The sequence below is a fragment of the Serratia sp. K1WW1 genome, assembly GCF_055790865.1.
Genome location: NZ_CM147697.1, coordinates 75,788 through 99,943 on the forward strand (window position 1 = coordinate 75,788; position 24,156 = coordinate 99,943).

Below are 24,156 nucleotides of genomic sequence, written 5' to 3' on the forward strand. Positions count from 1 at the left end.
TCTTGGTAGATGAATTTAGGCCATTTCAGGCTTGTTGAGCGGTGCCGTTGGCGCAGGCTGTTCTTCTTTGAAGCCGACGATATAGGTCAGAACCGCACCAAGCACAAATGCCACGCAGATGGACAACAGGAAGCCAAGGAACTGCGGCATATGGCCTTCTTTAAAGAACACCGGCAGCACGGCAATCCCCGGCAGGCAATAGCTCCACGACACCGCGTTGAAGGCTCCGGCAATGGAACCGCCGACCGCACCGGCAACACAGCCGCAAATCATTGGGCGTTTCAGACGCAACGCTACGCCGTAGATGGCGGGCTCCGTGATGCCAAACAGGGCGGTCATGCCCGCAGACAGCGAAACGCGCTTCATCTCCGGGTCTTTGGATTTCAAATAGACGCCCAGCACGGCACCTGCCATGGCAAACACCGGCGAGGCTTGCAGGCCGGTAAAGGTGTCATAACCCAGCGTGGCATAGTTCCCCACGGTGACCGGCGTGATCCCCCAGTGTACGCCCAGCGTGACCAACGGCATCCACAGTGCGCCTACCACCGCTCCGGCAATGGAAGGGCTGAGGTGATACAGCGTGTTATAGACGCCACCGATGGCACCGCCAATCATGTTGCCGATCGGGCCAAAGGCCAGCAGCGTCAGCGGCACCATGATCGCGATACAGAACATCGGCGTGAACAGGTTGCGGATCACCAGCGGCAGGATGCGTTCAAAGAAACGCTGCACATAAGACATGATCCAGACCATCAGGATGATCGGGATCACCGAGGCGGTGTAGCTGAGATATTGCACCGGCATGCCCAGGAAGGTGAGGGGATCGGCGTTAATCGGGATACCGGCCACCTCGGCCAGCACCCTGGCAATCTGTGGGTTATTGACGGCTTCCTGCATCAAAGCCTGCATGGCCGGATCGGCAGAGTTCACCAACAGGATTTTATTGGCGGTGAGCATGTTCATATAGTCTGGAGAGACCAGCGCACAGGCCGCGATCACTGCGGTGAACGGGTTGACGTTGAATTTTTTCGCGGCGGTGAAGGCCACCATCACCGGCAGGAAGGTGAAGCCGGTCCAGGAAACGAAGTTCAGGATACGATAGGTGCCGCTTGCCGGATCCATCCAGCCCAAGGCAGCAAACAGCGAGATGAGCCCCTGCAACACCCCGCAGGCTGCCAGCGGATACAGGAAGGGGGCGAAGATGCTGGAGATAATGTCCATCAGGCGGCTGACGATGCCGACGTTCGGCGCGCTGACCGCCACGTTCTCATCCATATTGACCAGCTTGAGCACTTCCCTATAGGCATCGCCGACGTGGTTGCCGATCACCACCTGCAATTGGCCACTGGACTCGATGACGGTAATAACGCCTTTGACGCGTTTCAGCGTGTCTTTATCGGCCTGGCTACCGTCTTTTAAAATAAATCGCAAACGGGTGGCGCAATGTGTGACATTAATCACATTATTATCGCCGCCAATCAGGCGCACGATTTCTTTTGCCGAGTCAGCATAATTAATTGCCATCAACGTAACTCCATCTGTGGGGTACAGAAATATCGGGCTTTATTGTAGGTCGAAGGTGATTTCTAAATGGATAGTAGCAAACGGCAAGAGAATGTCACGATATAACAAAATGGCAAGATAGTGATTTGTCACATGCAAAAAACAGGGTGTTATTTAACGTGCTTTAGCTAATAACATTAATGGCCGAGGCTTTTAGCCAGCTTTTTCCCTATCGCCTCCAACATATACATCACTGGCACCTGGGTAGTGATATCATATTCGCTGGCAATGCGGATTTGCGGCATGTGGTAAGAGAGGTTAAAGTCCGCCATGCGCGCCAGTGAAGAGGTTTCGCTATTGGTAATGCTGACGATCTTACAGTTATGCAGGCTAAATTGGCTGGCCAATTTAAGAATTTCCGGCGTTTCTCCAGAAACCGATAAAATAATGGCTACCGCGTTTTTATACATATCGCTGCTGATGGGATAATAAGGGTCATCGATATAATTACTGAATTTACCGACGTTAGAGAAAAAACGAGCGCCGTACTTACCTAATGTGCCGGATGTTCCTGCTCCAACAAAGATGATCCGTTCCGCGTTGGCAATGTGTGCTGCCGCATCCGTAATTAACTGTTCAAACTCTTCATTGTTAATACTCTTGAAGAAGCTGACAATTTCACTGACGCCGGAGGTTAGCAGCAGCTTGTCTTCCTGTTCCAGATAGAGTTTAAAGCGAATGCGGAATTCCGAATAGCCGCTGAAATTCATTTTCTTACAAAAGCGCAATACCGTGGTGGTGGAGACCTTGGCACCGTCCGCCAGCTCGCGAATGGTCATATACATGACCTTGTCCTTATTTTTGATGACGTAGTTGTACACCATCAATTCAAGACCGTTGAGCTTGGATAAGGCGATATGGGTAAACATGCTGGATCTCGTTGACAAGGTTGGCTGCCAAAGTACCAGAAGCGGGCAGGGATGACAAAGCCCCCCCGCCGCTTCTTCAGGGGTAGCGCAGTTCGGTGGCGGCCCAGTTCATGATCAGCGTATGGGCCTGGGTCTCCTGGTTGAACTGGCGTTGTACTTCACTGAACCCAAGCTTGCGGTAAAAGGCGCAGGCCCGCAGATTCTGCTCGTAAACCTCCAGGCTCAGCCAGCCGTGCTGTTGCTGCACGTGCTCCATCAGCGCGGCTCCGACGCCTTGGCCGTGGAAGCGCTCATCAACAAACAGCGCCCCCACGAAGCGTTCGTCCAGCACGCTGATAAAACCGGCGATCTGCTGGTGGTGCAGATAAACCCAGGTTTTGGCGCGCGGCAGATAGCTTTCACGCACCAACTGGGCGGTTTGCTGCCAATAATCGGCCGCGATAAACGGATGGGCCTGGGTGGTACTTGCCAGCCACAGCGTCATCAGCGGCTCGATATCGGCCGGGACGGCGGTGCGGATCATGCCTGGCGCTGCTTTGGGTGGCAGAAGCAACCGGAAAGATGATCGTTCACCAGGCCGCTGGCCTGCATAAAGGCATAGCAGGTGGTTGAGCCGATAAATTTAAAACCGCGTTTTTTCAACGCCTTGGACAGAGCATCGGACTGTTCGGTTTTGGCGGGGACTTCGCCAAGCGCCTGCCAGTGATTGATCAGCGGCTTGCCGGTGACGAACTGCCAGATAAAGGAGACAAAATCCTCTCCGGCGGCTTCCATCGCCAGATAGGCCTTGGCATTGTTGATAATCGCCTCAATCTTGCCGCGATGGCGGATGAGGCCGCTGTCTTGCATCAGCGTTGCCACGTCTTGCTCAGTCATGGCTGCGATGCGCTGCGGATCGAAATTGTGGAAGGCACGGCGGTAGTTTTCACGTTTTTTCAGCACGGTGATCCAGGAAAGACCGGCCTGCTGGCCTTCCAGGCACAGCATTTCGAACAGCTCGCGTGCGTCGGTGGTGGGTACGCCCCATTCCTGGTCATGATACTCAAGATATAGCGGATCGGCGGTAACCCAACCGCAACGTTCGTTAGCCATACGAGGATTCCTTATGCTGTAATTATTTACAGGTAATCATCGCCGTAAGCCACCCGCTTGGCAACCCTTTGCACGATTTATCGTCAGTTAACTTGACGTTATGTGAATCCCCGCAATATTTACTACACGGCTATGGCGATAACTGCCAACGATAAGAACAGGATTTCCTCTATTTATGACTAGGAGTCTATTTATGCCTCTGAAAAGAAAGGTCAAGCACACCCCAACGGTGCTTGCCGTGGCTTTAGCTTTTTGCCTCAGTGCTACGGCACAGGCTTACGATCAACTTTACGTGTTTGGCGACAGTCTGAGTGATACCGGCAATAACGGCCGCTTCACTTATGACAGTCACCAACATCGGCTGTATGACGAAATACTGGGCCAGCGCATCGGTGCCGCGCTGGTGGCGTCCGATAACGGTGGCTACAACTATGCTGCCGGTGGTGGCGTGGCCGTACCGGCGCTGAACCCGGCGGACAACACCGAGGATCAGCTACAAAGCTACCTTGCGCGGGTTAACGGCAGGGCCGACGGCGACGGTTTGTATATTCACTGGATTGGCGGCAACGATCTGGCCGCAGCGGCGATGAATGTGGCAACCGCACCGGAGGTGGCCTATACCAGCGCCTTGGCTGCGGCGACGCAGGTGCACGCTTTATTGAACGCCGGTGCCGGGACGGTGATAGTGCCAACGGTACCCAATATCGGCTCAACCCCGCAGTTGATGGAGCTGATTATCCAGCAGGCGCTGGGGCCGGTGCAGGGGGCAGCCATACTGGCGGCGTACGGCAAGCTTAATACTCTCGCCACGCCGGATAACGCTTCACGCCAGCAGGCGATCCATCAGGCTTTAGGTGCCGCTGCACAGCAGGCCAGCAGCAATCCTCTGGAGCAGCAGGCCATCGCTGCCCAACTGAGCGCGGCTTTTGACAGTTTCAGTGCCCAGGCGGCCCAGCTTACCGATTTTTATAACCAGAGCGAAGATCGCCTGTTGGCTCAGGGCGGCGGTAATATCGTGCGCGTTGATGTCAACAAACTGTTCAGTGAGGCGATCGCCAATCCGGGCCAGTTTGGTTTTACCAACACCGCTGGTATGGCCTGCCCAGCGGGAGTTTCTTCGGCGGTATGCAGTTCAGCCATGCCAGGCTTTAACAGCGAGCAGGCTTATCTGTTTGCCGATCATTTCCACCCCAGCCCGCAGGCTCACCAACTGATCGCCGATTATATTCAGGCGGTGTTGGATGGCCCGGCGCAGGCGGTGGCACTCAACCAGGCAACCGCCGCTTTCGCGCGTGATAGCCGTGCCACCCTGGACAGCCGTTTTCAGCAGCTACGCACCAGCAGCAATCCGCAGGGGTCGTTGGGCGTATTCGGCGGCTATGCTGGGCAACGTTATGATTATTCAGCCAATACGGTTGCCGGGGATGGCGACGCCACCACGCATAACCTAACGTTGGGCGTGGATTACCAACTGACGGATGAGTGGCTGATAGGTGCGCTGATCTCGGGTTCCAACGACAATCAGCAACCTTCCAGCCGTTACGATTATAAGGCGCGTGGCGTGCTGCTGTCGGCCTTCAGCTCAGTGACGTTGTTTGAGCAGGGATGGGTCAATGCCGATTTGCACTATGCCAGCGTGAATTACGACGACATTAACCGCAGTATGCAGCTGGGTTCGCTAACCCGCACAGAAACCGGCGATACCGATGGTAAGCAGTGGGGCGCGCGCGTTACTGCGGGGTATGACTTCCCAATCGCTTCGTCCCTCACTACCGGGCCGATGGCTCAGTTTGCCTGGGATTACAGCAACGTCTCCGGTTATAGCGAGAATGGCGACAATAGTACGGCCATGCGTTTCAACGATCAGACCTATCATTCGCAGATCGGCGCTGTAGGATGGCGATTGGATAGCCAACTTGGGGTAGTTAATCCCTACGCGGAGGTGAGCTATCAGCATCAGTTCGGTGATGGCGTTTACCGGGCAGGCGGTGGATTGAAATCGACCCAGACCTCATTCACCCGCGACAGCGCCAGCCAGGATAAAAACTGGATGGATATTACCTTGGGGGCGAATATGCCGTTGAGCGATCGGGTGGCGGCGTTTGCGACTGTTTCGCAAACCAGCGGCTTGAGCAGTGGTGAGCAATTTATGTACAATGTGGGGGTCAGCGCGCGTTTTTGAAGGGGGGCTTTAATCCTGATTGCCCGGTGCCAGAGGGCTTGGTGCCGGGAAGAATAGGGGGAGCAACACTTACCATTATTACAGGACAGCACCTGATATACGGGCCTGTCAGCCCTGTTCGCCATTGCCTTGCCCGAGTCCTTCACCGAAAAAGTACAGTGTCTGACTGTACTTTAGTATAACTATCATTTGCCCCTAAAAGACTTTATCGTTACGGCATAAGAGCAAAAGATTTAAATAAAAAAAACTGATCCCGTTTAAAGGATCAGGAGCCAATTCGGCCAACACCAGGGAAATTTTGTTGTCATTATTATAAATAACAGGTTGTCTGTCAATTGTTCTCTCGCTCGCCAACCAACGAGTGGGAGCGCTTTTGCGTGCCTGAAATATATAAAAAACGTATCAATCTCAGCCCCTATCATTCGTTTTTTAGCTTTAACCCGGTATCAACAATCAGAAAGTCAGTTATTATCAGATATGACGCGCTGTTTTTTTTCCGAATGTTAACATTTTGGCAAAAAAACACCCAATTAAAACACTTTAGCAACTAAAATTCTATCACGCAGACTGTCGTAAATCCGTTATTAACGCAGTGAAAAAATCAGGCTGGGGGAGCGCAGTTAAAAAAACACGGTTATTTCATTAAATAGATCAAGCATTAAAATCATCACGGTGTTATTGATTAAAAAGCTCACGGATTTTTTTTACTCACTATTAGTTTTCTGTTTTTTTTATGATAAAATATTACTTCAATGCTGTGCTCTGAAATTTGTAATGAGAATTTCAAAAAGGAGACTTTGCGTGTCGAGTTTATTCTTTAATAATGAATTTATTAACTCAGTCATAAAGAGTTATTTGGAAGCGAACTTACAAGAGTATAACAGCATAAAGTACGCTTATGCGATCATGAGCAAAATAAACCCTGCCGATTTTGCCATCATTTCCAACAAAACAGAATGGTTTGAGTTTTACACCGCAAATAACTACCAGTTTATCGATCCGGTATTGATTACGACATCCCGGCGAGTGACCCCTTTCGTCTGGGATGAAAATATTAAGAACGACTCTGGGTTAAAACACCCCAATATTTTTGATATGGCCAAGAATTATAACATCATCAATGGCTATACGTTTGTGTTGCACGATCATAACAATAATCTGGTGGTGCTGTCTCTTTTTATGGATGACTCCTGTGACGAAAATATAGAAGAGATTATCAAAGAGAACCAACATAAACTGCAAATGCTGTTGATCACCGTACATGATAAATTGACCGCACTCTATCACGAGCTGAATAACACCAGTGATGATGACCAAATCAACCAAAAAGAGCTGTTCTCCAAGCGTGAAAATGAGGTGATTTACTGGGCAAGCATGGGAAAGTCCTATCAGGAAATCGCGCTGATTTTGGGGATCAAGCTCACTACCGTAAAATATCATATCGGCAACGTGGTCAAAAAATTAGGCGTTACCAATGCCAAACATGCCATCAGGCTTGGTGTCGAACTGAAGCTCATCAGGCCGGTGCTTTCCGAGCGGGAATGAGAGTGGCCAGGAGCTCAACGTTGCCTTCCGGCTTGAACGTGTCGATGATCATCGGCGGGGGGGGTAGCGGTATTAAACACCACTGCTTGTGCCGACCCTAAATTGAGGCTTATCGCCTGGCTAAACTCCGTTCAGGCAACAGCTATCGACCCAATCCCTTCCTAACTGGCCGCGAAGCGTGCTTTTTTCACGAAGATTGACACTTGCTGCGGGATTCTGGCTGTATATCTTACGGTCAACGGGTATACTGACCCATTCTGTTAAATCCACTTGTATCGCGTGCGAAATCAACATGCAAAAGTTTGATACCAAGACCTTTCAGGGTCTGATCCTGACACTACAGGACTATTGGGCGCGCCAGGGCTGCACCATCGTGCAACCGCTGGACATGGAAGTTGGCGCGGGGACATCCCACCCGATGACCTGCCTGCGTGCACTGGGCCCGGAGCCAATGGCCACCGCCTATGTGCAACCGTCTCGTCGCCCAACCGACGGCCGTTACGGGGAAAACCCGAACCGCCTGCAGCACTACTACCAATTCCAGGTGGTGATTAAGCCATCGCCAGAAAACATTCAGGAACTCTACCTGGGTTCCTTGAAGGAACTGGGTCTGGATCCGACCATCCACGATATCCGCTTTGTGGAAGACAACTGGGAAAACCCGACGCTCGGTGCCTGGGGTCTGGGTTGGGAAGTGTGGTTAAACGGCATGGAAGTCACGCAGTTTACCTATTTCCAGCAGGTTGGCGGTATGGAGTGCAAACCGGTCACCGGTGAGATCACCTACGGTCTGGAACGCCTGGCGATGTACATCCAGGGCGTGGACAGCGTCTACGATCTGGTGTGGAGCAACGGTCCATTGGGCGTTACCACCTACGGCGACGTGTTCCATCAGAACGAAGTGGAGCAGTCCACCTATAACTTCGAATACGCCGATGTTGATTTCCTGTTCTCCTGCTTCGAGCAGTATGAGAAGGAAGCACAAACGCTGCTGGCATTGGAGAAACCGCTGCCACTGCCGGCTTATGAACGTATCCTCAAGGCTGCTCATACCTTCAACCTGTTGGATGCACGCAAGGCGATCTCGGTAACCGAGCGTCAGCGCTATATTCTGCGTATTCGCACGCTGACCAAAGCCGTTGCCGAGGCCTACTACGCTTCCCGCGAAGCGTTGGGCTTCCCAATGTGTAACAAGAAGTAGAGGCAGCTATGACACAACAGACTTTCCTGGTGGAAATCGGCACGGAAGAGCTGCCGCCGAAGGCTCTTCGCTCACTGGCAGAAGCCTTTGCCGCCAACTTTACTGCTGAACTGGACAACGCTGGCCTGGAACATGGCGAAGTGAAGTGGTTTGCCGCTCCGCGCCGCCTGGCGTTGAAAGTGGCGGATCTGAGTGCTGCGCAGGCCGATCGTGAAGTTGAAAAACGCGGCCCAGCCATTGCCCAGGCGTTCGATGCCAGCGGCCACCCGAGCAAAGCGGCCGAAGGTTGGGCGCGTGGCTGCGGTATTACCGTCGATCAGGCCGAACGCCTGGTGACCGATAAAGGCGAATGGCTGCTGTATCGCGCCCATGTGCCAGGCCAATCTGCCCAGCAACTGCTGGCCGGTATGGTGAGCACTGCGCTGTCCAAGCTGCCAATCCCGAAACTGATGCGCTGGGGCGATAAAGAAACCCAGTTCGTCCGCCCTGTGCATACCGTGACCATGTTGCTGGGTGCAGAACTGATCCCAGGCACCGTGCTGGGTATCGACTCTGCCCGCACTATTCGCGGCCACCGCTTTATGGGTGAAGCCGAATTCACCATCGATAATGCCGATCAATACCCGCAGATCCTGTTGGAGCGCGGCAAAGTGGTGGCGGATTATCAAACCCGTAAATCCTTGATCAAGCGTGATGCCGAGTTGGCTGCACAGCAGATTGGCGGTAAAGCCGATCTGAGCGAGAGCCTGCTGGAAGAGGTCACCTCGTTGGTCGAATGGCCAGTGGTGCTGACCGCCAAGTTCGAAGAGAAATTCCTGGCGGTGCCAGCGGAAGCGTTGGTGTACACCATGAAGGGCGATCAGAAGTATTTCCCGGTGTATGACGCCGCGGGCAAACTGCTGCCGAACTTTATCTTCGTCGCCAATATTGAATCGAAAGATCCGCAGCAAATCATCTCCGGTAATGAGAAGGTCGTGCGCCCACGTCTTGCGGATGCCGAATTCTTCTTCAATACCGACCGTAAGCAACGCCTGGAAGACAACCTGCCGCGTCTGGAAACCGTGCTGTTCCAACAGCAACTGGGCACCCTGCGTGCCAAGACCGACCGTATTCAGGCCATGGCGGGCTGGATCGCCAGCCAGATCGGGGCCGACGTCAACCACGCTACGCGTGCGGGGCTGCTGTCGAAGTGCGATCTGATGACCAACATGGTGTTCGAATTCACCGACACCCAAGGCGTCATGGGCATGCACTATGCGCGCCACGACGGTGAAGCCGAAGACGTGGCGGTAGCGTTGAACGAACAGTACCAACCACGCTTTGCCGGTGATGAGCTGCCGCAATCGTTGGTGGCCTGCTCGTTGGCGATTGCCGACAAGATGGACACCCTGGCCGGGATCTTCGGCATCGGGCAACATCCAAAAGGCGATAAAGACCCGTTCGCACTGCGCCGTGCTGCGCTGGGCGTGCTGCGTATTATCGTTGAGAAAAACCTGCCGCTGGATCTGCAGATCCTGACCGAAGAGGCTGTACGTCTGTATGGCGACAAGCTGACCAACGCCAAGGTCGTAGATGAGGTTGTCGACTTTATGCTGGGCCGTTTCCGCGCCTGGTATCAGGAAGAAGGTCACGCGGTGGATACCATCCAGGCCGTGTTGGCTCGTCGCCCAACCAAGCCAGCAGACTTCGATGCGCGGGTAAAAGCGGTGACGCATTTCCGTACGCTGGACGCAGCCGCGGCATTGGCGGCTGCCAACAAGCGCGTTTCCAATATCCTGGCCAAATCCAGCGATACGCTGCTGGACCAGGTCCACGCATCGGTATTGAAAGAACCGGCCGAGCTGAAGTTGGCAACCCACTTGGTGGTGCTGCGCGATAAGCTGCAACCGTTCTTCGCCGAAGGCCGCTACCAGGAAGCGCTGGTTGAACTGGCCGCACTGCGTGAAACCGTAGATGCGTTCTTCGACAGCGTGATGGTGATGGCAGAAGATGAAGCGGTGCGGGTGAACCGCCTGACGTTGCTGAGCAAGCTGCGTGAACTGTTCCTGCAGGTCGCGGATATCTCCGTACTGCAATAATGGTGTAAAGCCCAAGAAAAAGCGCCTGCGGGCGCTTTTTCTTCTCTGATGGCGGCCGCGCAACGGTGAGTTATTCTGCGAGCCTCGCACAATCACATTTCGTATCGCTGGCAGTTGATCTATTCTTGTAGACGCACGGAGGGCGGCAGACGGCATGGAATCCGATAAAAGACACGTTTATAACAGGAGTTATGTCACATGGCTGTAGGGATCCAGAGCAGAAGTTTCGCGCGTTGGCTGGCACCGGTGTTGGCATTGTTGGTGGTTATGCAACTGACCGCCTGCGGCGATAAAGAGCCGGAGCAGCGCAAGGCATTCGTTGATTACTTACAGAATACGGTCATGCGCAGTGGCGTACATATCCCGACGTTGAGCGAAGATCAGAAACAGAAATTCGGTGCTTATACCAGCGATTACGCCATTCTGGTGGGCTTTTCCCAGCAGTTGACCAAGTCGGTGGACGCCAGCCTGACCCCGGCGCTGGAGCAGGTTAATCAGATCCGTACCGCGCAGGACTACATGAGCAAGCGCGATAGCCTGCAACAGTCGATCGGTGCGTTAAACCTGCTGGGCCAGCAGATCCAGACTGCCAAGGCGCAGGCGGATACCGCTCATGCGGCGTTGAAACAGCCGGATGATCTGAAAGCGGTGTATAACCAGGCGTATGACAAGATTGTTACCGCACCGGCCAATGCGCTGATGCCAGCGATCCCAACCACCGCCGGTTTTGTCCAAGACCTGGTACAGGTAGGGGATTTCCTGCAGGCCCAGGGCAATCAGGTCAGCTTCAACAACGGTGGCGTACAGTTCCGCACCCAGCAGCAGGCGACGCAGTACAACACCATGATGTCCAATCTGGTGGCCAAGCAGCAGGACTTGCTGAACGCACAGAAAACCGTGCTGGCAGTAATGCAGTAACCTTCGTTCTAAACAATGTATGTGGGCCAGCATTTGGTACCACATACATTATTCCGCTTTTTTCCAACTCCTTGGCCCTCCTTCCCCCACGTATTTTCTGTACTACACTTCAGTTATTCATCACATTTCTTAATGTAGTTTTCTTTCATCCACGCCATGGTTATTTCCCGACGGTGTGGATGCTCACAGGGAAGATGTCAGTTCAGGCCACGGCCCGGTGGTCGGATGTAAAATAAATTGTGATTCTTGTCACATTTCAAAAACAAACATCAAGGTTTAAAGTGTGATTAAAGTCACGTTTTAGGTGCTTTTAGCCGGTATATCTTCTCGTTGTATTTTTTTTACACCGGATAAGTGTGATGTGTATCACTAAATACACTGGGGTATAGGGGCAATGTTAGTGATGGTGATCACAAAAATTCCGTGAGGTTCGCGTAGTAAAAGGAGCGTGGTAGAGTCCGTTTCGCAAACAGCATCAACAGGGCTAGAACGTTACAACAATTATCGCGCGCTCTTATTGTCAGCGCGTAACAATAGGGGTGTGTTTATGTTTTCACCAGACATCAAGGTTAAAGTGCAAAACTTTGGCCGTTTCCTGAGTAACATGGTGATGCCCAACATTGGCGCATTCATCGCCTGGGGTATCATCACTGCGCTATTCATTCCTACCGGCTGGCTGCCAAACGAGACGTTAGCCAAGCTGGTTGGGCCAATGATCACCTACCTGCTGCCACTGCTGATCGGTTATACCGGCGGTAAACTGGTGGGCGGCGAGCGTGGCGGCGTAGTCGGTGCCATCACCACCATGGGCGTGATCGTCGGTGCAGATATGCCGATGTTCCTCGGCTCCATGATTGTTGGGCCGCTGGGTGGCTGGGCGATCAAGCATTTTGACCGTTGGGTTGACGGCAAGATCAAGAGCGGCTTCGAGATGTTGGTCAACAACTTCTCCGCTGGCATCATCGGTATGCTGTTGGCAATCCTGGCCTTTATGGGTATCGGGCCATTGGTCGAAGCACTGTCCAAAGTGCTGGCGGCTGGCGTGCATATCATGGTGGTCAACAACCTGCTGCCATTGACCTCGATCTTCGTTGAACCGGCGAAAATCCTGTTCCTGAACAACGCCATCAACCACGGCATCTTCTCACCGCTGGGTATCCAGCAGGCGACGGAAACCGGTAAATCAATCTTCTTCCTGATCGAAGCCAACCCAGGCCCAGGTTTGGGCGTGCTGATGGCCTATATGTTCTTCGGCCGTGGCAGTGCCAAGCAGTCTGCTGGCGGTGCGGCGATCATCCACTTCCTGGGTGGTATCCACGAAATCTACTTCCCCTACGTGCTGATGAATCCACGTCTGATCCTGGCGGTTATTCTGGGCGGTATGACCGGCGTATTCACCCTGACCCTGCTGAACGGCGGCCTGGTATCTCCTGCTTCCCCTGGTTCTATCCTGGCGGTGCTGGCGATGACGCCAAAAGGCGCCTACTTCGCCAACCTGGCGGCGGTATTTGCGGCGTTCCTGGTCTCCTTCGTGGTCTCATCTTTCCTGCTGAAAACCTCAAAAGTGAAAGAGGAAGACGATCTGGAAGAGGCGACCCGCCGTATCCAGGACATGAAAGCCCAGTCTAAAGGCGGTGCCGCGGTAAACGCAGCGGTAGACGGCGATCTGAGCACCGTGCGTAAAATCATCGTGGCTTGCGATGCGGGTATGGGTTCCAGCGCCATGGGGGCTGGGGTGCTACGCAAGAAAGTGGCGGACGCGGGGCTGAAGAATATCTCCGTAACCAATAGCGCGATCAACAGCCTGCCGGAAGATGTGGATCTGGTGATCACTCACCGCGATCTGACCGAGCGTGCGATGCGCCATGCGCCGCAGGCCCAGCACATCTCGCTGACCAACTTCCTGGACAGCCATCTGTACAGTGATTTGACCGCCCGCCTGGTGGCCGCTAACAAGACCAGCGAAACCGAGCAGAAGGTTATCTCTACCCTGGATGACAGCTTTGAAGCTAGCGAACAGAACCTGTTCAAACTGGGTGAAAGCAACGTGTTCCTCGGCTTGCAGGCCATTGATAAAGAGCAGGCGATTCGTTTTGCCGGTGAGCAACTGGTGAAGGGCGGCTACGTCGAGCCAGAATATGTTCCGGCCATGTTGGAACGTGAAAAGTTGACCTCTACCTATCTGGGCGAATCCATTGCCGTGCCGCATGGCACCATCGAAGCCAAAGACCGTGTGCTGCGCACCGGCGTGGTGTTCTGCCAGTATCCACAGGGCGTACGTTTCGGTGACGAAGAGGATGAGGTGGCGCGCCTGGTTATCGGTATCGCAGCACGTAACAACGAGCATATCCAGGTGATCACCAGCCTGACCAATGCGTTGGATGATGAAACCGTCATCGAGCGGCTGGCGCATACCACCAGCGTCCAGGAAGTATTGGATTTGCTGGGCGGTAAAAAGGCCTGATAACAGAATTATTTTAAAGGGTGCAGCTTGCTGCACCTTTCTACATTAAGAAAGGGTGGAATATGAAAGCATTACACTTCGGAGCCGGCAATATTGGCCGTGGCTTTATTGGCAAACTGCTTGCCGACGCGCACGCCGAACTGACTTTTGCTGACGTTAACCAGACGGTGCTGGACGCGTTGAACCAACGCAAAAGCTACCAGGTACATGTGGTGGGTGAGCAGGCGCGCGTTGAAGAGGTGAATAACGTCAGTGCCGTTAACAGCGGTAGCGAAGAGGCGGTGGCCCTGATTGCCCAGGCTGATATCGTCACGACCGCCGTTGGTCCGCAGATCCTCGCCAGAATTGCCGGGACTATCGCCAAAGGCCTGATCCTGCGCCATCAGCAAGGCAATACTCAACCGCTGAATATCATCGCCTGTGAAAACATGGTGCGTGGTACCAGCCAACTTAAGCAACATGTGTTCGACGCACTGCCACAGGATGAGCAAGCCTGGGTTGAGCAGCATATCGGCTTTGTCGATTCTGCCGTAGACCGTATCGTGCCGCCAGCCGAGGCGGGCAGCAACGATCCGCTGGAAGTGACGGTGGAAACCTTCAGCGAATGGATCGTCGATCAGACCCAATTCAAGGGGCAACCGCCAGCCATCGCCGGCATGGAACTGACCGACAACCTGATGGCGTTTGTTGAGCGTAAGCTGTTTACCCTCAATACCGGCCATGCGATCACCGCTTACCTGGGCCAGCGCGCCAAGCTGTTGACCATTCGTGATGCGATCCTCGATCCGGTCATCCGTCAGGTGGTCAAAGGGGCGATGGCAGAGAGCGGTGCGGTGCTGATCAAGCGCTACGGTTTTGACGCCGACAAGCATGCCGCCTATATCAACAAAATCCTGTCCCGCTTCGAAAACCCGTACCTGCACGATGACGTAGAGCGCGTGGGTCGTCAGCCGCTGCGCAAACTGAGCGCGGGCGATCGCCTGATCAAGCCGCTGATGGGCACGTTGGAATACGGCTTGCCGCACGCCAACCTGATCAAGGGAATTGCCGCCGCCATGAGCTACCGCAGCGAGCAGGACCCACAGGCACAAGAACTGGTAGACTTGCTGACAAAATTGGGTCCAAAAGCCGCGCTGGCGCAAATTTCCGGTTTACCGGCCGACAGCAAGGTTGTGGAAGAGGCGGTTGCTGTGTATAACGCCTTGCAGTAAACGCTGTGATATCAAACCAGTGTAAGCAACCCCATTCCCTTTCCCCACGGATAAGGGGTAGGGTGAGGGGGCAAGGCGTCTTTGCTCCCCATTCTGGCTCACTCCCTGCGGTTAACGGGGAGCGCCTGAGTGACCACACCGCCCACGCGATTCGAAAAGCGAAGATGATCGAGACACAGGCATTCGAAAACAAGGTTCTGGAAAAGCTGAACGCTGGCAAGACGGTGCGCAGTTTTCTGATCGCAGCGGTCGAGCTGCTGGCAGAAGCGCTTAACGTCCTGGTGGTGCAGGTTTTTCGTAAAGATGACTATGCGGTGAAATATGCCGTCGAACCTCTGTTGTCCGGTGCCGGGCCGCTTGGTGAACTTTCGGTTCGTCTGAAGCTGATGTACGGGCTGGGGGTGATTTCCCGCCACGAATACGAAGATGCCGAACTGCTGATGGCGATGCGTGAAGAGCTGAACCACGACGGTTCGGAATATCGCTTTATTGATGATGAGATACTCGGCCCCTTCGGCGAGCTCCATTGCGTCAGCGCTTTGCCGCCGGTCCCCACTTTTCTACAGCCCGGCGAGGCGGATGAATCGCTGATCGCCATGCAACACCAGCGTTACCAGCAGATGGTGCGTTCCACCATGGTGCTGTCGATTACCGAGCTGTTGGCGGAAATCGGCGCCAAGCAACCCTCCCGGCTCTCCCCGCTCGGTGCTCAAAAGCCTTAAGCCATCAGCGTCCGCCACTCGTCAAACAGCAGCCATAACGCGGTTGCTGCCATTAAGCCCGCCATCACGCCGTTAAATAACCGCAGTTTCCAGGTCACACGCAGAGCGTGGCGCAGCCGATCGCCCATCAACGCCCAAATCAAGATGCAGGGGATATTCACCGCGGTGAAGCCTGCGATGGTTAACAGCGTCTGATGCAGCGTCGCCCCCTCATGAGGTGTGAACAGGATCGCCACGTTGATGGCCATCAGCCAGGCTTTCGGATTCACCGCCTGGAACAAGGCTCCGCCGATAAAGTGCATTGGCCGCGCCTGCTGTTTAGCATCCGGTGATGCCGCCTTATACAGTTTCCACGATAGCCACAGCAGGTACGCACAACCCATCACCGCCAGCGGAAAGCGGATGGCATCGGCCCAGTTCAGGATCAGCGCCAGTAATAGCGTGGTGAGGGCTAACTGTGTTGCGCAGCCCAGGCTGATACCAAACACCATCGGCAGGGTACGCCGCAGGCCGAAATTGACGCCGGACGAGGCCAGCAGCAGGTTATTGGGGCCAGGAGTAATCGACATCACGGTCACGTAACTGATAAAAGCAGAGTCCAGCATAAGTTTTCCATACATGATTGGGAGTGATCACCAGCATAAGGGCTGTGTGGCGATGGTGACAGAACCAGAAATCAGCTATTGTCATGGTTACAGTTTCGCTAATTTTAAACTGTACCCATTGCCTGGAGAGAAATTGTGACCCTGCTTGATGAGATCCCCGAAACCCGCTACCTGCAACTGGCGGAGACATTGGCGGCCGCTATCCACCGTGGCACTTTACCGCCCGGTAGCCGCCTGCCTTCGGTGCGCCGTTGCGCGCAGAGCCACAGCGTCAGCATCAATACCGTGGTGGCAGCCTATCGCCAGTTGGAAGACCGGGGTCTGATAGAGGCGCGGCCACAGTCTGGGTTTTACGTGCGGGCGACCTTGCCTGCGTTGAAAACGGCGTCGGCACCCAGTAATCGGGTAGAACAACCGGCGGATGATGTGCTGGCCCTGATCGATACGGTTTTCGCCGCCCAACAGAACCCGGCCTTCACCAATTTGTCGCTCGCCTGTCCGCAAACCGTGGATTTTTATCCCGGTGGCAAGCTAGGGCGGATGTTGTCATCACAGTTACGCCGCCAGCCTAATCTGATTGGCCAATACGCCTTGCCGCCGGGCAGCCTGCGGTTGCGCCAGCAGATCGCCCGGCGTTCGATGACGTTGGGCATGTTGCTGGAGCCGAGTGACATCACGTTGACGCATGGTTGTATGGAAGCCTTGCAGCTGGCGCTCAGGGTGACCACCAAGCCGGGCGACTGCGTGGGGTTGGAGTCGCCGACCTATTTTTACCTGTTACCGCTGCTTGCCAGCCTGGGGCTGAAAGCGTTGGAAATCCCCACCGACCCGCAGCATGGCCTGTCGCTGGATGCGCTGGAATTGCTGCTGCAGGAGAAACGGCTAAATGCGGTCATCGCCATGCCGACGATACAGAATCCACTGGGTTGCACTATGCCGCTGGCGTCGAAAAAACGGCTGGCACGCTTGATGAACGATCATCAAGTGCCACTGATCGAAGATGGGCTGTATGCCGAGCTGCAATTTGGCAGCGCGCTCAGTCCAGCGGTGAAGGCGTTCGATAGCGACGGCTGGGTGCTGTTTTGCTCCAGCTTCACTAAAACGCTGGCACCGGACTTCCGCATCGGCTGGGTGGTCGGCGGGCGTTTTAGTGAGGCGCTGCGCAAGCTGAAGGCGGTATCTTCGATGTCGGAGTCGCATTTGCTGTCAGAGACGCTGGCCATGTTCCTGGAGGCGGGGGGGTACGATCATCATCTGCGCAATTTGCGCAAACGCTATGCGGCGCAGGTGGAAGAGGCCAGGGCGCTGATTGCCCGCCATTTCCCGCGCGGGACAAGAGCTACTCAGCCTGCCGGTGGGTTTGTGTTCTGGGTGGAGTTCCCAGCAGGGGTGGACACGGTGGCGCTGTTCCATCAGTTGCTGGATGAGCAGATCTGCCTGACGCCCGGTACGCTATATTCTCCTAGTGGGCGTTATCATAACGGGCTGCGGCTTTCCTGCTGCTATCCATTTAACGCCCGTTATACCCAGGCGCTGGCGCGGGTGGGGGCAAAAGCCTGCGAGATGAGTGGCCTGCCTGCGGGAATTGCGCAAGGTGAGGAGTAACCTGCCGTGCATTTTGCTACACTAGCGAAATATTTTTTACGCCATAGAACAAAACAGGCCAGAGACGATGAAAGAGAAAGAAAAAGCCGAGATTAAGCGCCTGAGCGATTTGCTGGACGCACTGAACCACAAAGACACCGTGGTGATCCAGCAGGGTAACACCGACCTGATTGCGCAACATCTCAAAGAAAAAGAGAAGCTGAAGACCGAGATCGAGCGCCTGAAAAACGTGCGCGTGGAAAAACTGAGTGCGGAAGCGCAAAAGTTGAGCCAACTGCCGTTCAGCCGTGAGATCACCAAGAAAGAGCAGGCGGATATGGGCACGCTGAAGAAAAGCGCCCGTGGGCTGATCGTGGTGCACCCAATGACCGCACTTGGCCGCGAGATGGGCCTGAAAGTGGTTACCGGTTACGCCAAAAAACCGTTCTGATTACCCCTCACCCCAACCCTCTCCCACAGGGAGAGGGAGCTGATAGCCCCTGCTCTTTTGGGAGAAAGAAGATAGCCTCAGCAAATTTGATCGTCCCTGAGCCAAGGTGAGTCACTACAGTTTAAAACGCACTCGATCGGTCCCTGCTCTGTTGAGAGAAGGGTGGTGATCTCAGCAACCGTGATCGCCCCCTCAACCAAGGTGAATCAGCTGGTGCTGATGAAGAGTCGCGATACTTTCAGCCTAACTCGATCGGTCCCCTCTCCCTGTGGGAGAGGGTTAGGGTGAGGGGCATGCTCATGCCTTGGTGGTAAAGAACGCGCAGGTCTGGTAAGGCACCGTTAGCGTTTCTTTCCCCCGCAGCTCCTCTTCCTCTGCCACCAGTTGGCGGATCTGTTCGATCACCTGTTCCTGCTGCTGTTGTGGCAACGCGGCGATAAAGCTGGTAGATCGCACACGGTTATAAATCACATCTTCCGGCGCTCCGCTATGCCCCAGCATAAACACCTGCTCCTGTAGCTGGGCAAAACCCGGGTAAGGGAACAGCCTGCGCCATTCACCAGTATAAAAACGCGGCGCATCCCCTTCGTGGCGATCGACTATCTGATTGAGTTTGCGTACCCAGCCAACCCGCGCATCGCGCATATTCCACACCAGGCCAAGCTTGCCGCCGGGTTTCAGCACGCGCTGAATTTCCGCCAGCGCCTGACGTGTGGCAAACCAGTGAAAGGATTGCGCACACACCACGGCATCCACCGACTCATCCGGCAGCGGGAGTGATTCGGCGGTACCTGCCAGCGTTTTCACCTGAGGGAATGCCGCCGCCAGCTTTTCCAGCATCTGCGCCACCGGTTCAACGGCGATGACGTTGGCACCGGTCTCCAGCAGGCGCGGAGTGAACTTGCCGGTGCCTGCACCCAGATCGATGACGGTCTTACCGGGCTGTAGCTCGAGTACCTCACGCAGCCAATCGGCGATCTCCGCCGGATAATCCGGGCGACCTAAAACGTAGCGATCCGCATTGGCCTGATAGCCAGCCGCAGCCGCGTGATGAATGGAATGAGGTGATGTAGCCATAACGCAACTCCCTAATCCAGCTCGATGGATGTCTTCTGTCTGGCGCCGGTTAACGGCCAAGCAGACGGCGGTTGAGGTCTTCGATTTTGCCGCTGGTGATGCGCGTCAGCATGGTTTTGCTCCAGCTGGCCGACAGCCCCGCGACCGACAGTAAACGACGGTATTGCTCTTCATCGAACGGCATGTGCCAGGCGATGCCGATCGCTTGTGCGACGGAAACGTCGCTATTGCGGGTTACCAGTTCCAGCGGTTGGTCGCCACTGACCGATCCGGCCGACACCACGCGGTACAGCCAGCCGCAGCGGCCGGTTTGCTGCATCAGCACCGAAATATCGTCGATAGCGAAATGGTAATTGAGTTTGAAACACGGAGAGCGCGGTTGGGTTACCTGGATCAGCGCTTCTCCCCAGCGGAAAATATCCCCCATAAACACGTTATGCTCGGTCAGGCCGAGGGTCGAAATATTCTCACCAAAGGCGGGTGCGCAGAACTGTTCTGCCTGAGCGGGGAACTGTTCACGCCAGTGGTCGTAATGCTCGCGCGGGTAGTGGCAAAGGGCGCGGTCAGGCCCGCCGTGGTAGCTTTTTTCTGCCTGCTCGTCGCCTGCCAGACCCAAGGGGGTAAGCTTCAGCGTACCCTCCACCAGGCGTTTGGCGATAGCGCTGGGGCGGCCACCTTCATAAGGTTGAATCGAACCGAGATAGACGTCTGGGTGGTGCATGCAAGCCTCCATTCACGCTCGTTAATGCCGTCTAGCATAGCCTGAGTCGAGGGGGAGGAACAGAATAACCCGCCCGGAAATCACCGGGCGGGCAGAGGGATTAGAAGGTCGTCCAGTTGTCCTCGGCGCTGGTGCTCGGTTTAACCATTGATGGTGATTTGAGCTGAGTGGTTTTGGTTTCCACTGGTGCAGCCTTGTCCGCCAAACGGAATACCGAGACGCTTTGCAGCAGCATCTCAGCCTGCTCTTCCAGCGAATCGGCAGCGGCGGCAGACTCTTCCACCAGCGCGGCGTTTTGCTGCGTGGTGTGATCCATTTCCACGATGGCCTGACCAATCTGTGCGATGCCTCTGGTCTGTTCATCGGAGGCGGCGGCTATTTCAGCCATGATATCGCGCACGTGGGTGACCGAACGGACGATTTGCTCCATGGTGTTGCCGGTGTCTTCCACCAGTGCGGTACCGCTCTGTACCCGGTTGACCGACTCGGTAATCAACCCTTCGATTTCTTTCGCCGCTTGGGCGCTGCGCTGGGCCAGATTACGGACTTCGCTGGCGACAACCGAGAAACCACGCCCTTGCTCACCCGCCCGGGCGGCCTCTACGGCGGCGTTCAGGGCCAGGATGTTGGTCTGGAAGGCAATGCCGTTGATCAGGGTGGTAATTTCGGCGATCCGCTGCGAACTGTTGGAAATATCCCGCATGGTGCTGACGACGTTGTTAACCAGTTTGCCGCCCTGCTGTGCGGTTTGTGAGGCATCGGTCGCCAGCTGGTTGGCGTGATGGGCGTTGTCGGCATTCTGCTTCACCGTGGCGGTGAGCTGTTCCATGCTGGCGGCGGTTTCTTCCACCGCGGCGGCCTGCTGTTCGGTACGTGAAGAGAGATCGGTATTGCCTGCAGCGATTTCCCCGGCGGCGGTGGAGACCTGGCTGACCCCCATCTGGATTTTCTCAATCATATCGCGCAGGTTCTGGCTCATGGCGGCGACGGCGTTAAGCAACTGGCCCAGTTCATCACGGCGAGTGCTGGTTTGTGCCTGGCGTAGATCACCCTTGGCAATGCGTTCTGCCAGTTCCAGGGTGCTGTGGAGTGGGCGAGTGATCTGCAGTGTGATACGCCATGATATCAGCAGGCCGGCAAGAATGGCGATCGCCGTGGTGATCCCCATCTGCCACTGTGCGGTATTGATATTGTTATGGGTCTGCGTCAACTCATCCTTCATGAAATTGTTAACCAGTGTACCGATCTCGTCAGCGTAGCCGCCGAGCTGTTTACTGATCTTGATCTCATTCTCAACGGCGGGCAGGTAGGCCGCGATATGGCCTTTATACTCGTCAAGCACGGTCAACAGAGGTTGGAGCAACGGGCGCTGTGACTCGTTCAGGCGTTGGCTGAGCGTGTTGGCGGCGCTGCGGGCGTCGTCGATAGCGCTGAGTAATGGGATTTCGGAGTCGCGATTGGGTTGCAGCACCAGGCCACGGGCATAGTAGCGGATCTGGGTCAGCTTCTGGTTCAACTGGATAAACGCCAGTTGCAGATCGGTAGCCCCCAACTGACGTTCAACCTGGCTCAGGCTGTCCTGAACTTCGGACATATTCCAGCTGGCTCGTACCGCGTCTTTATCCACCACGGCTTTGGCAAACATTTTCTGTTGTTGCTCATAGTTACCCAGCAACACCACCAAGAGCTCCAGATCCTTGCGGCTTTGCACATCCCAATTCAGGTTTTGCGCGTGGCTGGCCAGCTGCAACGCGTTCTCGATATGTTTGCGGTTACGTTCAAGGTAGTCGGTATTGTAATTTTGGCTAAACATGGCACGGGTGTATTTAGCCTGACTGATTTCGCCCGTTAACTGATAGCTGAAATCGATGCGGTCGCTGCGTGATTCGATAAGATTGAGGTAGGTTATCCCGGTGCCAGCGATAACGATCGCCAGTATTAACATCAGAGAGAATCCGAGTCCGAGCTTTTTACCCACGGTGAGATGAACGATCTTTCCTGCCAAAGCTTTCAATGCCGCCATGATTTATCCCTCTTTAGGCGTTAGACAATTGAACAAAGCATCGGCAAGAAGCGGTTAAACTTTAGCGGGAAATGGGCAAAAAAATGCCCGCATCAGCGGGCATCAGCGGGCATCATCGGAGATAAGCCAAATTATTTCTTGGCTTCGGCGAAGCGTTTGGCCGCTTCGTCCCAGTTCACCACGTTCCAGAAGGCCTTGATGTAGTCAGGGCGACGGTTCTGGAATTTCAGGTAGTAAGCGTGTTCCCACACGTCCAGGCCAACGATTGGCAAGCCTGAAGCGCCGGAGACAGCTTCGCCCATCAGCGGGCTGTCCTGGTTAGCGGTAGACACCACGGCCAGCTTGTCGCCTTTCAGCACCAGCCAAGCCCAGCCAGAACCGAAACGGGTGGCGGCGGCTTTCTCGAACTCTTCCTGGAATTTCTCTACGCTGCCGAAATCGCGCTCGATAGCAGCTTTCAGATCGCCACCCAGCGTGGTGCCGGTTTTCAGGCCTTTCCAGAACAGGCTGTGGTTAGCGTGGCCGCCTGCGTTGTTGCGCATAAAGGTACGCTTGTCTGCAGGGACTTTATCCAGATCCTGGATCAGCTCTTCTACGCTCAGCGAAGCCAGCTCAGGGTAAGCTTCCAGCACGGTGTTGGCGTTGTTGACATAGGTCTGGTGGTGTTTGGTGTGATGGATTTCCATCGTCTGCTTGTCGAAATGCGGTTCTAGTGCGTCGTATGCGTAAGGCAGGGATGGCAGTGAATAACTCATGATCATCATCTCCAGTAGTGTAGGGCGGCGCAAAATGTGAGCACCGCGTAAGCAGTATGATGCATTATAATTAATTAAATGATATTGAAAATGATTATCAATGCCCTACAAACTGTGTGGTTTAGGGTTAATCGGTAATACGCTGCGGATGAGTAAACACCGTTGCCCGGCCTGGCTTGCTAAAACCCACCAATGTCAGGTTGCTGCGCTCGGCGATTTCCACCGCCAGCGAGGTGGCCGCTGACACCACAAACAGGATCTCGGCGCCGCACATGGCGGATTTTTGCACCATCTCGTAGCTGGCCCGGCTGGAAACCAGGATCGCCCCTTGCTGCCAGCCCTGTTTGGCGCGTATGCCGATCATTTTGTCCAATGCCACATGGCGGCCAACGTCTTCGCAGCCGCCCAGTAGTTCACCCTGCGGTGAGATCCAACCTGCGGCGTGGGTACAACCCGTCAACTGGCCGACGTTCTGCACCTGACGTAGCTGGTCAAGGGCGCGATCGAGATTGGCCAATGAGAAGGTTTGGGTAAAGGGCAGCGGTGTGACCGGCCGGAAGATATCCGCCAACTGTTCAATGCCACAAACGCCGCAGCCTGTGCGGCCCGCCATCGCCCGGCGGCGCTCCTTCAGCCCGGCAAAGCGGCGGCTGGAAAGCTCGATTTGCACCTCCATGCCGTTGCAGCTGGGATTAACCTCTATACTGAAGATATCCCGTGGCGAGTCGATAATCCCTTCCGAGAGGGAAAAACCGAGGGCGAACGCCTCCAGATCCTTTGGCGTACACATCATCACCACGTGAGAAATGCCGTTATACACCAGCGCGACCGGCACCTCTTCGGCGAGCCAATCTTGCTCTGTGGTGGTCAGTTGCCCGCGCTGGTACACCGGAGCCTGGATCAGGCCCGTGAGCGCGTTCACATTTGTGGGCTGCTCTTGGTTAATTTTGTTCACTTTCCTGGCACCTGTTTGTAACAACCCTACGCCTGCTATGGTATTATTGCGGCGCCGTTGCGGCCTATTTGGCCAATACCCACATAAGAATAGTGATTTTAGCGCTTCCCGCTTTGAGGGGGAAAGCGTCATTTGAAACA

General features: G+C 54.9%; 20 protein-coding genes. 10 read left to right on the forward strand and 10 right to left on the reverse strand.

Going from position 1 to position 24,156, the window contains the following annotated elements; translation table 11 throughout:
* Positions 1–15: 15 nt before the first annotated feature.
* The 4 genes from ACX9GU_RS00360 to ACX9GU_RS00375 all read right to left on the reverse strand — a co-directional run bounded on the left by ACX9GU_RS00360 (position 16) and on the right by ACX9GU_RS00375 (position 3,524).
* Entirely contained in the window at positions 16–1,524 is a 1,509-nt protein-coding gene (locus tag ACX9GU_RS00360) for a PTS transporter subunit EIIC (protein WP_021181357.1), read from the reverse strand.
* 176 nt (positions 1,525–1,700) lie between these two features.
* The gene (locus ACX9GU_RS00365) at positions 1,701–2,432 is read right to left on the reverse strand and encodes a MurR/RpiR family transcriptional regulator (protein ID WP_059199249.1); all 732 of its coding nucleotides are present in this window, start codon (positions 2,430–2,432) and stop codon (positions 1,701–1,703) included.
* Between the two features lie 76 nt (positions 2,433–2,508).
* On the reverse strand, positions 2,509–2,955 hold the full coding sequence (locus ACX9GU_RS00370; RefSeq protein ID WP_473193493.1) for an N-acetyltransferase: 447 nt from the start codon (positions 2,953–2,955) through the stop codon (positions 2,509–2,511).
* On the reverse strand, positions 2,952–3,524 hold the full coding sequence (locus tag ACX9GU_RS00375; RefSeq protein ID WP_473193494.1) for a DNA-3-methyladenine glycosylase I: 573 nt from the start codon (positions 3,522–3,524) through the stop codon (positions 2,952–2,954). Before ACX9GU_RS00375 ends, ACX9GU_RS00370 begins: the two co-directional genes overlap by 4 nt.
* A 193-nt stretch (positions 3,525–3,717) precedes the next feature.
* Here ACX9GU_RS00375 and ACX9GU_RS00380 point away from each other — a divergent pair, with 193 nt between their 5' ends.
* The 8 genes from ACX9GU_RS00380 to ACX9GU_RS00415 all read left to right on the forward strand — a co-directional run bounded on the left by ACX9GU_RS00380 (position 3,718) and on the right by ACX9GU_RS00415 (position 15,845).
* Positions 3,718–5,706 (forward strand): autotransporter outer membrane beta-barrel domain-containing protein, encoded by a 1,989-nt coding sequence (locus ACX9GU_RS00380; protein ID WP_473193495.1) that lies wholly within the window; start codon positions 3,718–3,720, stop codon positions 5,704–5,706.
* An 801-nt stretch (positions 5,707–6,507) separates the two neighbouring features.
* The gene (locus ACX9GU_RS00385; protein ID WP_473193496.1) at positions 6,508–7,251 is read left to right on the forward strand and encodes a helix-turn-helix transcriptional regulator; all 744 of its coding nucleotides are present in this window, start codon (positions 6,508–6,510) and stop codon (positions 7,249–7,251) included.
* A 292-nt stretch (positions 7,252–7,543) separates the two neighbouring features.
* Complete coding sequence (glyQ, locus tag ACX9GU_RS00390; RefSeq protein ID WP_024483285.1) at positions 7,544–8,452, forward strand: glycine--tRNA ligase subunit alpha; 909 nt, start codon at positions 7,544–7,546, stop codon at positions 8,450–8,452.
* A gap of 8 nt (positions 8,453–8,460) precedes the next feature.
* Positions 8,461–10,530: a glycine--tRNA ligase subunit beta gene (gene glyS / locus ACX9GU_RS00395; protein WP_473193497.1), complete on the forward strand. Its 2,070-nt coding sequence runs from the start codon at positions 8,461–8,463 to the stop codon at positions 10,528–10,530.
* Positions 10,531–10,728: 198 nt separating this feature from the next.
* Positions 10,729–11,448, forward strand: a complete 720-nt coding sequence (locus ACX9GU_RS00400) for a DUF3053 domain-containing protein (RefSeq protein ID WP_094982484.1) — start codon at positions 10,729–10,731, stop codon at positions 11,446–11,448.
* A 547-nt stretch (positions 11,449–11,995) separates the two neighbouring features.
* A complete protein-coding gene (locus ACX9GU_RS00405; RefSeq protein ID WP_473193498.1) occupies positions 11,996–13,912 on the forward strand; it encodes a PTS mannitol transporter subunit IICBA in 1,917 nt (638 codons plus the stop codon).
* A gap of 62 nt (positions 13,913–13,974) precedes the next feature.
* Positions 13,975–15,123 carry a mannitol-1-phosphate 5-dehydrogenase gene (locus ACX9GU_RS00410; RefSeq protein WP_473193499.1) on the forward strand — a complete coding sequence of 383 codons (1,149 nt, stop codon included), beginning with the start codon at positions 13,975–13,977 and terminating at the stop codon, positions 15,121–15,123.
* 164 nt (positions 15,124–15,287) lie between these two features.
* Complete coding sequence (locus tag ACX9GU_RS00415) at positions 15,288–15,845, forward strand: MltR family transcriptional regulator (protein WP_024483278.1); 558 nt, start codon at positions 15,288–15,290, stop codon at positions 15,843–15,845.
* Here the strand turns inward: ACX9GU_RS00415 and ACX9GU_RS00420 are convergent.
* Positions 15,842–16,450 carry a LysE family translocator gene (locus tag ACX9GU_RS00420; protein ID WP_473193500.1) on the reverse strand — a complete coding sequence of 203 codons (609 nt, stop codon included), beginning with the start codon at positions 16,448–16,450 and terminating at the stop codon, positions 15,842–15,844. The two genes, ACX9GU_RS00415 and ACX9GU_RS00420, sit on opposite strands and share 4 nt — an antisense overlap.
* Before the next feature lie 135 nt (positions 16,451–16,585).
* Between ACX9GU_RS00420 and ACX9GU_RS00425 the strand changes: the two genes are divergently transcribed.
* Together ACX9GU_RS00425 and ACX9GU_RS00430 are read left to right on the forward strand one after the other, a co-directional pair.
* Positions 16,586–18,055 (forward strand): aminotransferase-like domain-containing protein, encoded by a 1,470-nt coding sequence (locus ACX9GU_RS00425; RefSeq protein ID WP_071682697.1) that lies wholly within the window; start codon positions 16,586–16,588, stop codon positions 18,053–18,055.
* Between the two features lie 67 nt (positions 18,056–18,122).
* The gene (locus ACX9GU_RS00430) at positions 18,123–18,485 is read left to right on the forward strand and encodes a YibL family ribosome-associated protein (protein WP_473193501.1); all 363 of its coding nucleotides are present in this window, start codon (positions 18,123–18,125) and stop codon (positions 18,483–18,485) included.
* 297 nt (positions 18,486–18,782) lie between these two features.
* Here the strand turns inward: ACX9GU_RS00430 and ACX9GU_RS00435 are convergent, their stop codons facing one another.
* The 5 genes from ACX9GU_RS00435 to fdhD all read right to left on the reverse strand — a co-directional run bounded on the left by ACX9GU_RS00435 (position 18,783) and on the right by fdhD (position 24,016).
* Positions 18,783–19,562 carry a class I SAM-dependent methyltransferase gene (locus ACX9GU_RS00435; protein ID WP_473193502.1) on the reverse strand — a complete coding sequence of 260 codons (780 nt, stop codon included), beginning with the start codon at positions 19,560–19,562 and terminating at the stop codon, positions 18,783–18,785.
* Positions 19,563–19,611: 49 nt separating this feature from the next.
* Positions 19,612–20,283 (reverse strand): 6-hydroxyaminopurine reductase, encoded by a 672-nt coding sequence (gene yiiM, locus ACX9GU_RS00440; RefSeq protein ID WP_202810589.1) that lies wholly within the window; start codon positions 20,281–20,283, stop codon positions 19,612–19,614.
* Positions 20,284–20,383: 100 nt separating this feature from the next.
* Positions 20,384–22,306 carry a methyl-accepting chemotaxis protein gene (locus tag ACX9GU_RS00445; RefSeq protein ID WP_473193503.1) on the reverse strand — a complete coding sequence of 641 codons (1,923 nt, stop codon included), beginning with the start codon at positions 22,304–22,306 and terminating at the stop codon, positions 20,384–20,386.
* 131 nt (positions 22,307–22,437) lie between these two features.
* Positions 22,438–23,061 carry a superoxide dismutase [Mn] gene (sodA, locus tag ACX9GU_RS00450; RefSeq protein ID WP_024483271.1) on the reverse strand — a complete coding sequence of 208 codons (624 nt, stop codon included), beginning with the start codon at positions 23,059–23,061 and terminating at the stop codon, positions 22,438–22,440.
* 127 nt (positions 23,062–23,188) lie between these two features.
* Positions 23,189–24,016 (reverse strand): formate dehydrogenase accessory sulfurtransferase FdhD, encoded by an 828-nt coding sequence (gene fdhD, locus ACX9GU_RS00455; RefSeq protein WP_473193504.1) that lies wholly within the window; start codon positions 24,014–24,016, stop codon positions 23,189–23,191.
* Positions 24,017–24,156 lie beyond the last annotated feature (140 nt).